This is a genomic window from Cellulomonas sp. P4_B5_2, from assembly GCF_056402235.1.
This window is the reverse complement of the sequence record NZ_JBFUHU010000122.1, coordinates 1-11,498: the sequence shown is the minus strand read 5'-3', so window position 1 is coordinate 11,498 and position 11,498 is coordinate 1. Positions and strand designations below refer to the sequence as shown.

Here is an 11,498-nt window from a genome sequence, read left to right as displayed (position 1 = left end):
GCGCGGGGGCGTGCGTGCGGGCGTGCTCGGTCGCGACGGCCGGCCGACGACGATCGGCTCGGCGTCGGTCGGGCGGACCGGACGCGCAGACGATCCGGGGGCGAAGCTCGGTGGTGGGGTGCGCGACGTCCGCTCGTCGGAAGCCATGCCTCAGCAGACGTCTGTCGTGTCGTCGGCGCTGAACGCCTCTTCGCCGGCCTTCTTGGTCTCCACCGGGGCCGGCGTGACGGGCGTCGCGGGGTCGGTCGTCGCGCCCGGGGCCGTCGTCGCGCCCGGGGCCGTCGTCGCGGTGGCCGTGGGCGCCTCGCCGAGCGCAGGGAGGTCGCTCGCGAGGTTCCCCCACACCTCGTCGGCGGCAGAGGTCCACTCGACGCGGTTGGGGTCCGACTTCGCAGCAGCGAACGGGATCGTCATGAACGTGATGTTGCCAGTGTTGATGTTCCGGAGGTTGTAGGCGAGGCCGGTCATGTTGCTGATCGACATCCCGTTGTCGGTCGTCAGCGACCCCGTGGCGGCGCTCAGGAACGAGATCAGCTTCTGCGGGTTGGTCAGCACGTCGCGGGAGAGCACCTCGCGCACCATCGCCGCGATGAGCTTCTGCTGGTTGCCGATGCGGTTGGTGTCTGAGCCGTTGCCGATGCCCTCACCCTTGCGCGCCCGGGCGTAGGCGAGCGCGGTCGGACCGTCGAGCGTCTGGAAGCCCGCCTTCAGGGAGAGCCCCGCCAGCTTCGACGTCATGTCGTTCGGGATGCACATGGGCACGCCGCCGATGGAGGTGACCATGTCCTGGAAGCCGGCGAAGTCGACGACGACGAAGTGGTCGATCGCGACGCCGGTGTTCAGCTGCACCGTGTTGATCGTGCACGCGGCCGCCGACGTCAGGTCCCCGCCGTTGTCCCAGCCGGTCGCGAAGGCGGAGTTGAACATGCCGTGCGTGGCTCGCGTGGTCTTGCCGTTCGTCATGGTGCACGACGGGATGTCGACCAGGGAGTCGCGCGGGATGGAGACCAGCTCGACCCGCGACCGGTCGGCCGAGATGTGCAGCACCATCGCGGTGTCCGAGCGCATGCCCTCGGCCTCGCCGCCGATCGTGGCGTTCACCCCGTCGCGCTGGTCGGAGCCGAGGATCAGGATGTTCACCGCCTGACCCGCGTTGGGGTCGTCAGGGTCCGGCTCCGTGCTCGGCTCGGGCATCGGGTTCACCAGCGCCGAGACGTCGACCCTGTCCAGGTTGCCGTTGAGCTTGGCGGCGACCGCTGCGACACCGCTGGCGCCGAACACGACGACGGCTGCCACCCCGAGCGCGATCGCCCGGATCACGCCGTGGGCGCGCAGGGTGCGGGCGTGCCGGGCGGCACGAGGGCGTGGGACGGCAGCGTGGCGGGAGGTCACCCGACGATCGTAGGAGGCCGTGCCGGTCGTCCGGCGGAGCGTGGGCAGGGGCGTCGTGGAGGATCTGTGCAGATCAGCGGCGTGCCCCCGCCGACGTCAGCGCCCCAGCTGCGCGTACTTGGCCTCGGTCGCGTCCTTCTGCGGCCGCCACCACGCCTCGTTGGCCTGGTACCAGGCGACCGTCGCCTCCAGGCCTGCCCGGAAGTTGGCGTACCGCGGTGCCCAGCCGAGCTCCTCGCGCAGCTTGGTGGAGTCGATCGCGTAGCGCAGGTCGTGGCCGGGCCGGTCGCTGACGAGGTCGTACGCGTCGGCCGACTGCCCCATGATCTCGAGGATGTCCTCGACGACGGTCTTGTTGTTCTCCTCGCCGTCGGCACCGATCAGGTACGTCTCGCCCAGGCGACCGCGCTCGATGATCGCCCAGACCGCGCTGTTGTGGTCCTCGACGTGGATCCAGTCGCGCACGTTCTCGCCCGAGCCGTAGAGCTTGGGACGCACCCCGTCGATCACGTTGGTGATCTGCCGCGGGATGAACTTCTCCACGTGCTGGTACGGACCGTAGTTGTTCGAGCAGTTGGAGATGGTCGCGCGGACGCCGAAGCTGCGGGACCACGCCCGCACCAGCAGGTCGGACGACGCCTTCGTCGACGAGTACGGGCTGGACGGGTTGTACGGGGTCTCCGGCGTGAACTTCGCCGGGTCGTCCAGCTCGAGGTCGCCGTAGACCTCGTCGGTCGAGATGTGGTGGAAGCGCACGTCGTGCCGACGGACCGCCTCGAGCAGCTGGTACGTGCCGATGATGTTGGTGCGCAGGAACGGCSACGGGTCGTKSAGSGAGTTGTCGTTGTGCGACTCCGCGGCGAAGTGCACCACCAGGTCGACGTCCTTGACCAGGGAGTCGACGATGTCGGGGTCCGCGATGTCGCCCTTGGCGAAGACGACCTTGCCGTCGACCGGGTCCAGGCTCCGCTCGTCGCCCGCGTAGGTCAGTGCGTCGAGCACCGTGACCTGGACGTCGGGACGCTCGCGGACGGTCTGGTGGACGAAGTTGGAGCCGATGAAGCCGGCTCCGCCGGTGACGAGCAGGTGCACGGGGGGACCCTTCGGAGGCGCTGAGGACGGGGCCTACTCTAGCCGGGGAGGGTCCGGCGCGGACGTCGTCACAGCGCCCGAGGTCGGAGCCGCGGCCGCACGCTGATAATCTCGTTGGTCGATCCACCGACGTGACGAGCACCAGGTCCCTGACGGTCCGTGGCCCACCGTGTGGGCCCACCAGGACGCTCGACGCGTCCCCGACGCTGGAGGCACGACACATCGACAAGCCCGGAGCGCCCGTCCTGGCGCCGCTCGAGACGGTTGCCGTCCGAGAGGTGCGTCACACGCCGCCGATGTGGCGACAGTGGAACCTCATCTGGAACTTCGCGCAGCGCGACCTGAAGTCCRAGTTCAAGGGCTCCGCGCTCGGCTGGGCGTGGTCCCTCGTGGTTCCGCTCGCCACGCTCGGCATCTACACCGTGGTCTTCTCGGTGGTCTTCCGGTCGACGCCTCCGGACTTCGGCAACGGCAAGGGCGGCATCTTCGTCATCTGGTTGTGGGCGGGACTCACGACGTGGACGTTCTTCGCCTCGAGCGTCAACGGCGGGATCAGCGGGCTGCTCGGCACGGGAGCCCTGCTCAAGAAGATCTACTTCCCGGCGTACGCGCCGGTGATGGGGTCGACCGTCGCCATGGGCGTGCAGAGCCTCATCGAGCTGGGCATCTACCTCACCGTCCTGGCCGTCCTCGGCAACATCGGGGTGTCCTGGTTGCTCATCCCGGTGTGGGCGGTGCTGCTGTGCGTGTTCGTCACGTCGCTGGCCACGGCGTTCGCGGTGCTCAACGTGTACGTGCGGGACCTGGCGCACCTCGTCGCCGTCGGGCTGCAGCTCATGTTCTACGCGACGCCGATCATCTACCCGATCGCGATCGTGCCGGAGACCCTGCGTGGCATCCCGCTGCGGGCGATCGTGGAGTGGAGTCCCGTGTCGCTGTTCGTCGAGACCCTGCGCGCGCTCACCTACGGGCTCACCTCCCCGCCTCCCAGCGTCTGGCTCGCCCTGCTCGGCTGGACGGCCGCAGCGCTCGCCTTCGGAGTCGTCGTGCACAGGCGACGCGGCGGCGACCTCGGGGAGGAGCTGTGAGCGCGGAGGAGAAGGCCCCCTCGGCCGCACCGGCCATCCGGGTCGAGCGGCTGTCGAAGCAGTTCAAGCTGCACACGGAGCGGCGCAACTCCATCAAGGAGCGCGTCGTGCGCGGCCGCTCGAAGTCCGACGGACTTTTCCGGGCCCTCGACGACGTCTCGTTCGACGTGCCGCGCGGGACGACGTTCGGGCTCATCGGGCACAACGGCTCGGGCAAGTCGACCCTGCTGAAGATCCTCGCGGGCGTCTACCGGCCGACGAGCGGCGGGGTGCTCGTCGACGGTCGGGTATCGGCCCTGCTCGAGCTGGGCGCCGGGTTCCACGGTGAGCTGACCGGGCGGGAGAACATCTTCCTCAACGGCTCGATCCTGGGCCTGTCGCGCAAGCAGATCGCGGGCGCGATGGACGAGATCATCGAGTTCTCGGGTCTCGGGGACTTCATCGACTCGCCGGTGAAGATCTACTCGTCGGGCATGTACGTGCGGTTGGGCTTCGCCATCGCCGTGACGCTGGAGCCCGAGATCCTCATCGTCGACGAGATCATCGCCGTCGGCGACGAGGAGTTCCAGCGCAAGTGCTTCGACCACCTGTTCCGGCTGCGCAACCAGGGCACGACGATCGTCCTGGTCACGCACTCGATGGGGCTGGCCGCGGAGCTGTGCGACTCGGCGGTGTGGCTCGACCACGGCGTCGTGCGCGCGCTCGGACCCGCACCCGAGGTCATCGACCAGTACCTGACCGAGGTCAACCAGGCCGAGGCACGCGCCGGCGACCACGCCGACGAGCCCGTCACCGGCCTGGCCACCTCGCGCACCGGGTCGGGCGAGGTCCGGATCACCGGCGTCGACCTGCTGGGCACGGACGGCGAGGTGCTCCCGATCGTCGTCACCGGGGAGCCGCTGACCGTGCGGGTGCACTTCACCGCCACCGCCCCGGTGCCGGCCGCCACGTTCTCGCTCGGCTTCGTGCACGAGATCGGCATCGCCATCGCGGGCACGAACACGCGGATCCACGGCGACCCGATCCGCCTCGAGCCCGGGGTCGGGTACCTCGACTACATCTTCGACTCGCTTCCCCTGCTCGCCGCCAACTGGCGCATCTCGACGGCGGTGCGCAGCCACGGTCACACCTACGACCACCTCGACAAGGCGTTCGAGCTGACGATCCGCGCCGGGTCGGAGAACGAGGGTGGCGCGGTGCGCCTCGAGGGGCGGTGGGGCGAGCTGGTCGTCGATCCGACGCAGACCCCGGCGGTGGTCGTGTGAGTGCGCCGAGCGACGTCCCGGCTCAGCCGGACGCACGGGTGGCCGAGCTCGAGACGCAGGTCGTCGCCCTGCGCAGCCAGCGGGACGCGGCCTGGGCACAGATCGAGGCGATGAGGCACAGCGCCTCGTGGCGGCTGACCTGGCCGCTGCGCCGCGTGTCCCGACGCGTCCGGGTYCGCTGACGTGATCGGTGCACGACACCCCCGCGTGGTCGATCTCGCGGCGGGTGCCACCCTGGTCGAGCACGCCGGTCGCGCACCGGGCGGCACCGACAGGGCTGCCGTCATGGCGCACCACTCGTCACGCCCCGAGGTCACCCGCTCCGTGCGCACCTTCGTCGGTGAGCTCGTCGACGCCGGCTACCGGGTGGTCGTGGTCTCCAGCTCGACGTTCACCGAGCCGCTCCGGTGGGGCGACGCCGACCTCACCGACGTGACGGTGCTGCGCAAGCCCAACGTCGGCTACGACTTCGGCTCGTGGGCGATCGGGCTGCACCGGTTCCCGGAGATCGCCTCGTGCACGGACGTGGTCCTGACCAACGACAGCCTCGCCGGCCCGTTCGCGACGATCGCCCCGCTGCTGGACCAGCTGCACGCCTCGCCCGCGGACGTCTGGGGCCTCACCGAGACGCTCCAGTTCACGCGTCACGCGCAGAGCTTCTTCCTGGGTTTCCGGCGGTCGGTGCTGCGCGAGCCCGCGCTCCAGCACTTCTGGGCCGACGTCCGGCACTAYGACGACAAGCAGCTCGTGATCCATCGCAACGAGCTCGGGCTGGCCCGGCTGCTGCAGGCGGAGGGGTACACGGTCGACGCCGCCTACCCCGCGCCCACCGTGGTCGACCCCGCCGACAACCCGACCATCGCGGGGTGGCGCACGCTGCTCGACCGCGGCTGGCCGTTCGTCAAGCGAGAGATCCTCCGCGCACCGCACCTCGCGCCCGACGGGGACTCCATCCCCGCGGAGCTGCGGGCGCGGTACGGGGTGGACGTCGCGGACTGGATCGACGCGTGAACCGGCGGCAGGGGCCGCACTCGAAGTCGCAGGAGGGCACCGGAGCATGAGACGCATCACCAGGGCAGGGGTCGTGGGCCGCATCAAGCGCCTCCGCGTCTCCGTCGGCTCGCGCATCGCGGGCACGCGCCCCCGCCGACCGGACACCGGATCCCGGACCAGCCTGGACTCCTGGCTGCGCCGGACGCGCGGCCGCCGCACCGGTGCGTTCCCCGACGCGTGGCGCGTCCACCCTGCCCTGCCGTTCGCGGAGCCGTCGCGGATCGCCGTGCTGATGCACGTGCACTACCCGGACCTGGTCCCCGAGCTGCTCGCGCAGCTGGCGCACGTCCCCGTGCCCGTCGACCTGCTGGTGACCAACTCCTCGGGGACCCCGCTCCACGTGGACGTGTCCGCGCTGCCGCAGGTCGTGCACGTCGCGGTGCTCGACGCCCCGAACCACGGCCGCGACATCCTGCCGATGATCGGCGTGATCAACGCCGGCCTCCTGGACCCGTACGACCTGGTCCTCAAGGTGCACACGAAGCGCAGCACGTGGCGCGCCGAGCACGCCGAGCTGGGCGGCGACGGAGCCCAGTGGAAGGACGCCTTCCTCGACGCGCTGCTGGCGAGCGAGGACAACGTGCGCGCGATCCTGGGCGCGTTCGCCGAGGACCCGTCGCTCGGGGTCGTCACCGCCGACGGCAGCGTGCTCGGGCCGGAGTTCTGGGGCGGCGACGAGCAGGCGGCGCGCGAGCTGCTCGAGCGGCTGGGGATCGGGCTGGATCCCGAGGCRCTGCGGTTCCCGGCGGGCTCCATGTACTGGGTCCGCGGCATCGTGCTGCAGGGCATGCGGTCGCTCGCCCTGTCCACCGAGGACTTCGAGCCGGAGGCGGGCCAGGTCGACGGCACGACCGCGCACGCCATCGAGCGCCTCGTCGGCATCCTGGCGCAGGAGGCGGGGCTGCGGGTCGAGGAGCATCACTCCGTCGCGGGTGACCCGGCGGCCGCCGATCGCTGGGCCGCCGGGGCTGAGCCGCCCCGCAGGGTGCGCGTGGTGCCGTTCTACCTGCCGCAGTTCCACCCGACCCCCGAGAACGACCGGTGGTGGGGTGCGGGCTTCACGGAGTGGCAGAACGTGACCGCAGCGCACCCGGTGTACCCGGGCCACGAGCAGCCGCTGCTGCCCGCCGACCTCGGCTTCTACGACCTGCGGCTGGACGCGATCCGGCAGGAGCAGCAGAACCTGGCGACGGCGCACGGCGTCGAGGGCTTCATGTACTACTACTACTGGTTCGCGGGGCAGCGGCTGCTCTCGATGCCGGTCGAGTCCCTCGCCGCGGGCACCACCCCGAAGACGTTCTGCCTCATGTGGGCGAACGAGAACTGGACGCGTCGTTGGGACGGCCGGTCGTCGGACATGCTCATCGGCCAGGACTACGACAAGGTGCCGGCGACGGAGTTCATCGAGGACGTGATGGAGTTCCTCAAGGACCCCCGCTACCTCAAGGTCGACGGCAAGCCGGTGGTCTCGGTGTACCGCATCTCCCAGATCCCCGACTATCCGTCCGTGCTGGCCCACTGGCGCACCCGTGCGCGCGAGGAGGGGGTCGGTGAGCTGCTGCTGATCAACGTCGACGTCGCGCGGGAGTTCGACGGGCTCGACCGGGCCGCGGCGACCGCCGGGCTGGACGGCACGCACCAGTTCCCCCCGCACAACGCGCACTGGGACTGGGTCGACTACGCCGACCTGGGGGCCGACGCCGAGTTCCGCGGGAACCTGCTGAGCTACGGCAGCATGGTGGACGAGGCCGAGAAGCGGCTCGGCACGCTCGACGACGCGGTGTTCCCCGCGGTGATGGTCAACTTCGACAACACCGCGCGCCGGCAGTGGGGCGCCGACATCTGGCACGGCTCCAACCCGTACACGTTCCGCCGGTGGCTCGCCGCCACCGCGGCCGCCGTGCAGAGCCGTGACCCCGAGCACCGCCTGGTGTTCGTCAACGCCTGGAACGAGTGGGCGGAGGGCGCTGTGCTGGAGCCCACAACCCGCCACGGGCACGGGTATCTTTGCGCCGTGCGCGACGTCGTGCAGGGGTGACGACGCGGTTGACCCCTGACGACCGGACCGAGAGCGAGTTCCCCGTGCCTGATCCCGTCCCCACCACACCCTTGCGCGCCCTGCCGCACTCCGTCGTCGACGGGGTGCGGGTGGTGCGGGAGACCGGCGCCGCCTGGCTGGACGGCTCCGAGGGCGTCCTCTACGAGCGGATGACCAGCGGTCTCCCGCTCGACTCGCTGAGCGACGAGCTGTTCGCGACGGCCACCAACTGGCCCGAGCAGTACCACCTGTCGCCGTCGCGGGCCAACGTGATCCGTGCGCTCGACCTGCCGCCCGAGGCGGCCGTGCTCGAGATCGGGTGCGGCTGCGGCGCGATCACGCGCTACCTGGGCGAGGCGTGCGCGACCGTGGACGCGCTCGAGCCCACGTTCGCCCGGGCACGTGTCGCCGCCGCGCGCACGGCGGAGCTGCCCGGTGTCACCGTCATCAATGCCGAGGTCGACGACCTGCCGCAGGAGCCCGCATACGACCTGGTGGTCGTCGTCGGGGTGCTGGAGTACGTCGGCAACGGGGGAGCCGACGASGCGCCGTACGTCGAGTTCCTGGAGCGCCTGCGGGCCACCCTTCGACCCGGTGGTCGCCTCGTGCTCGCGATCGAGAACGAGCTGGGCGTGAAGTACCTCGCCGGCGCGCCGGAGGACCACTCGAACGAGGTCTTCCACTCCGTGCAGGGCTACGTCCACGACGGTCCCGCGCGGACCTTCAGCCGGCGCCGGCTGGTCCAGCTCATGACCGCGGCGGGGTACACGGGCACGCGCGTGCTCGGTGCCTTCCCGGACTACAAGCTGACGCGCATCGTGCTCGACGACTCGCTGCTGGAGCACGCCCCCGGCCTCGCGGTGAACGCGCCGCACTTCCCGAGCCCGGACTGGGTGACGCCGCGTCCGGTGCTGCTCGACGAGGGCAGCCTGTGGCAGGAGCTGGTCACCGCCGGCGTCGGTGGCGACTTCTCCAACTCGTTCCTGGTCGTGGCCGGCACCGACGGGCCTGAGGCGCCGGCGCTGTGGGCGGACGACCAGCTGGCGCGGTACTTCTCGATGCGTCGCCGGCGCCCCTTCCAGGTGGCCAAGACTGTCACCCGCGCCGCCGACGAGGTGACGATCACGAGCCGTCGGCTCGGGTCCGGGACCGCGGGCGCCGTGACCGTCCTGCCGTACGGCGAGCGCTGGGAGGAGGGTGAGTCGCTGGTCGACCGGATCGTCCGGGAGCCCGCGACCCTGGACGCCGAGGTCGCCGTCTGGGCGGACCTGTTCCGCGGCCGGGCCGCAGCCAGCGCGGAGGGCACGCCGTTCGACGTGCTGCCGCACAACATCCACTACGTCGACGGCCAGGCGCGGATCATCGACGACGAGTGGCGCTCGACCAGCCTCACCGCTCGCGAGGCCACCGTGCGCGGCGGCCTGCTGCTGGCGCGCGACCTGCTCGACGAGGCCCCGCTGGACGTGTGGGGCGAGTCGAGCGCCACCGCGCTCGTGCAGCGGATCGCCGCCGCCGCCGGCGAGGTCCTCACCGAGGAGGATGTCGAGAGCGCGATCCGCACCGAGGCGGAGCTGCAGGCGACGATCGGGGGTGCCGCCGAGGGGACGCCGCACCACGCCCGGATCCGCCGCGCCGTCGAGGCCGAGCTGCGGCGCAACCTCGACGAGCCGACGTACGGGGTCGCACCCGCGCCACTGTGGCGGGCCGAGTCCGACGCGCTCAAGGAAGCGGTGTCGACGCGCGACCTGCTGTTCGCGACCGGGGACCAGCCGCTCGGCGCGGGTGGACGGGAGCATCAGACCCGGACGGTCCGGCAGCCGAGCGTCGCGCTCGCTCCTGCGCCGGTGTTCACGGCGTAGATGCACACCGAGTGCAGCCCGGGCGAGGCGGCCAGCTGGAGCGTGAACCCGTGGTTGGGGCCCGCGCTGGGGAACGCCGCGCCGATGTCCCCGCGCGTCGCGTTGGCCCAGCCCATCGCGTAGCTGGAGCCGTCGACGAACATCTGCACGATGATCGGCGACGCCGTGTCGGGGTCGATCGCCCAGCCGCTGCCCGTGATGACCCCGCCGGCCGCGGAGACCGCGTCGAGCTGGCCGAACGGGTTGCTCGACGGCACGTCCACGGCGAAGCACCCCAGGGAGCTGGTGCTCCCCGCACCGGTGTTCACCGCGAACACGCAGGCGGTGTGCCGGCCGGCAGACGCCGGCAGGGTGAGCGTGTAGCCGTGGTTGGGGCCTGCCGCGGGGAACGCCGCCCCGACGTCGCCGCGCTCCTGGTTGGCCCAGGCCATGACGCTCGTCCCGTCCTCCAGGTACATCTGCACGATGATCGGCGACGCCGTGTCGGGATCGATCGTCCAGCCGCGCGCGATGACGGTGCCCGGGGTGCCGCTGACGGCGTCGACCCGGCCGAACGGGTTGCTGGTCGGGACGTCGACAGCCCGGCAGCCCAGGCCCCTGCTCGTGCCCGGCCCGGTGTTCACCGCGATGACGCAGACGGTGTGCCTGCCGGGCGTGGTGGTACCGGTGACCTGGTAGCCGTGGTTGGGGCCCGCCGCCGGGAACGCCTCACCGACGTCCGGCCGCGACCCGCCCGCCCAGGCCATGGAGACGGGGGAGCCGTCGACGTACAGCTGCACGAGGATCGGTGACGCCGTGTCCGGGTCGATCGCCCACCCGGAGGCGGTCACGCTGCTCGGCGCGGTCCTGGTGCCCTCGAACTGACCGACGGGCGAGCCCTGGTTCGGGTCGGTGTCGAGCAGGTTGTTGTCGATGTTGATCGTGACGCCGCCGAACGTCTCGTTGTGCCCGCCGTTGTACTGGTGGATGCGGCTGTACGGCGCCCACTGGTTGTCGGCGACCCACGCGGTGTGCCCGTAGATGGAGCCGGTCCCGTTCCACCGCGCGATCCAGATCTTGTCCGGCGCCACGAAGCCGGGCTGCGCGGCGCCGATCGCCAGGTCGGCGATACCGGTGGCCGCGCTGCTGTACACGCCCGAGCTGTAGCCGCCGGCGCGCAGGGTCTGCGTCCACGAGGACAGGTACGCGCGGACCGAGCCGCTGCACTCCGTCCCCCGCGTGTAGCTCTCCATGTCGTAGTAGATGTCGGAGCCGCCACCGAGCCCGAGGGCCTGGGCGCGCGCGATCGCGTCGAGCGCGGACTGCCGACCCTGGTCCCACTCGAGCCCGGGGGTGATCTTGTTGGTGTAGGTCGAGCACGGCGCCTGGAGCCCGACGTAGATGGGCTGGGCCTTCCAGCCCATCGAGGCCACGCTGCGCAGCCAGCTCGCCGTCAGGTTCGGCTGCTGGCAGCCGCGGGACACGCCGCCGATGTAGACCCCGATCGAGCGGTACGGCGAGGCGTTCCAGGCCTGCATCGAGGACAGCGCGGGTGCGGTGCACGCGTCGAAGCCGTTGCCGTGGTGCCACGTGAACGACCGGTCCAGGGGCGTGGTGGCGAGTGCGGCGACGGTGCCCGCAGCCGCCACGCGTGACGTGGCATCGGTCGAGGCGGCACCGGTGGTCTGCAGGCCGGCGAGCGCGGTCGAGAGCACCGAGGCGTCACCGGCGA

General features: G+C 71.3%; 9 protein-coding genes. 6 read left to right on the top strand and 3 right to left on the bottom strand.

The annotated features are described in order from the left end of the window. Positions 1–150 precede the first annotated feature (150 nt). Together AC1DUQ_RS10660 and rfbB are read right to left on the bottom strand one after the other, a co-directional pair. Positions 151–1,392: an LCP family protein gene (locus tag AC1DUQ_RS10660; protein ID WP_477063140.1), complete on the bottom strand. Its 1,242-nt coding sequence runs from the start codon at positions 1,390–1,392 to the stop codon at positions 151–153. Positions 1,393–1,488: 96 nt separating this feature from the next. Then, positions 1,489–2,484, bottom strand: a complete 996-nt coding sequence (gene rfbB / locus AC1DUQ_RS10655; RefSeq protein ID WP_477073770.1) for a dTDP-glucose 4,6-dehydratase — start codon at positions 2,482–2,484, stop codon at positions 1,489–1,491. A gap of 296 nt (positions 2,485–2,780) precedes the next feature. On the opposite strand from rfbB, the gene AC1DUQ_RS10650 reads away from it, so the two are divergent. Genes AC1DUQ_RS10650 through AC1DUQ_RS10625 form a run of 6 tightly spaced genes read left to right on the top strand, consistent with a single transcriptional unit; the run spans position 2,781 to position 9,787 of the window. After that, positions 2,781–3,572 carry an ABC transporter permease gene (locus AC1DUQ_RS10650; protein ID WP_477073769.1) on the top strand — a complete coding sequence of 264 codons (792 nt, stop codon included), beginning with the start codon at positions 2,781–2,783 and terminating at the stop codon, positions 3,570–3,572. Then, entirely contained in the window at positions 3,569–4,837 is a 1,269-nt protein-coding gene (locus tag AC1DUQ_RS10645) for an ABC transporter ATP-binding protein (protein WP_477063143.1), read from the top strand. Before AC1DUQ_RS10650 ends, AC1DUQ_RS10645 begins: the two co-directional genes overlap by 4 nt. Next, positions 4,834–5,019, top strand: a complete 186-nt coding sequence (locus AC1DUQ_RS10640) for a hypothetical protein (RefSeq protein WP_477063144.1) — start codon at positions 4,834–4,836, stop codon at positions 5,017–5,019. Before AC1DUQ_RS10645 ends, AC1DUQ_RS10640 begins: the two co-directional genes overlap by 4 nt. Before the next feature lies 1 nt (position 5,020). Then, on the top strand, positions 5,021–5,848 hold the full coding sequence (locus AC1DUQ_RS10635; protein WP_477073768.1) for a rhamnan synthesis F family protein: 828 nt from the start codon (positions 5,021–5,023) through the stop codon (positions 5,846–5,848). Between the two features lie 46 nt (positions 5,849–5,894). Further along, positions 5,895–7,928 carry a glycoside hydrolase family 99-like domain-containing protein gene (locus AC1DUQ_RS10630; RefSeq protein WP_477063146.1) on the top strand — a complete coding sequence of 678 codons (2,034 nt, stop codon included), beginning with the start codon at positions 5,895–5,897 and terminating at the stop codon, positions 7,926–7,928. A 44-nt stretch (positions 7,929–7,972) separates the two neighbouring features. Continuing rightward, positions 7,973–9,787, top strand: coding sequence for a class I SAM-dependent methyltransferase (locus AC1DUQ_RS10625; protein ID WP_477073767.1), 1,815 nt, complete (start codon positions 7,973–7,975; stop codon positions 9,785–9,787). Here AC1DUQ_RS10625 and AC1DUQ_RS10620 read toward each other — a convergent pair. Continuing rightward, positions 9,724–11,498 (bottom strand): DUF1906 domain-containing protein (locus tag AC1DUQ_RS10620; protein ID WP_477073766.1); only part of this gene is annotated, 1,775 nt, incomplete at its 5' end. The genes AC1DUQ_RS10625 and AC1DUQ_RS10620 overlap by 64 nt on opposite strands.